The sequence below is a fragment of the Peptoniphilus sp. DNF00840 genome, from assembly GCF_001553125.1.
GTDB classification, from domain to species: domain Bacteria; phylum Bacillota; class Clostridia; order Tissierellales; family Peptoniphilaceae; genus Peptoniphilus_A; species Peptoniphilus_A vaginalis.
On sequence record NZ_KQ960254.1, the window covers coordinates 1 to 1,054 of the forward strand.

Genomic DNA, 1,054 nt, shown 5'->3' on the forward strand with positions numbered 1-1,054 from the left:
GAAGGTGTTTTCTGCTGCTACTGTTCCCTTGCTTTCATCTTCGGATTCAAAAGATACTGTCCAGTATTTGTTTGTGTCTGGATTCTTTCCCTCTGGCTTTGTTGGGTCTACTGGTCCCACTACTTCAAGTAATGCTCTTAATTCCGCATCTACAAATCCTGATTCTTCATCATCTGCTTCTCTTAATTTTGCATCATTTGTCTCTGGCTTGTCCCACAATTTATATTTAAATCTTATAAGGCCAGTTGATTTATTCCACTTAAAGCCATCTTCTTCTAAACTTGTACCCTCAACTGAATCTGCCTTAATCCTTTTCTTATCAAAACCTTGTGGAAGTGCAGTAAAGGGAATTTTTGAACTTCCTTCTGCAACTTTTACAGTGTAAGTTATTGGAGATAATTTTTTATAAATATCTCCGTCAGGTAGTTTTAAATATATCCACGGGTTGTTATAACTCCAACAATTTAGAAGATGTTTGATTTTGCTTAAATCTAAATTTGTTAAATCGTTATTAATACACTCAAAATCCTCAAGAGCTGTGTTTTTGCTTAAATCTAAATTTGTTAGTCGGTTATTATCACATATCAATTTAGTAAGAGTTGTGTTTTTGCTTACATCTAGACTTGTTAGTTGGTTATTTGAAAAATTAAGCTCATTAAGAACTGTATTTTTGCTTACATCTAGACTTGTTAGTGAGTTTTCACTAAAATTCAATTCAGTAAGGGCTGTGTTTTTGCTTACATCTAGACTTGTTAGTTGGTTTTCACTACAATCTAATTCAGTAAGGGCTGTGTTATTACTTACATCTAGACTTGTTAATGGGTTAATAGAACAATCAAGTTTAGTAAGTGCTGTGTTTTTGCTTACATCTAGACTTGTTAGTGAGTTTTTACTACAATTCAATTGAGTAAGGGCTGTGTTTTTGCTTACATCTAGACTTGTTAGTGAGTTTTTACTACAATTCAATTGAGTAAGGGCTGTGTTTTTGCTTACATCTAGACTTTTTAGATAGTTACCACCACAATTCAATTGAGTAAGGGCTGTGTTTTTGCTT

Annotated in this window: 1 protein-coding gene; it reads right to left on the reverse strand. The window is 33.3% G+C overall.

Annotated features, from left to right (window positions below):
• A partial coding sequence (locus HMPREF1864_RS08105) for a leucine-rich repeat domain-containing protein (protein WP_369817843.1) occupies nucleotides 1-1,054 on the reverse strand: 1,054 nt, incomplete at both ends.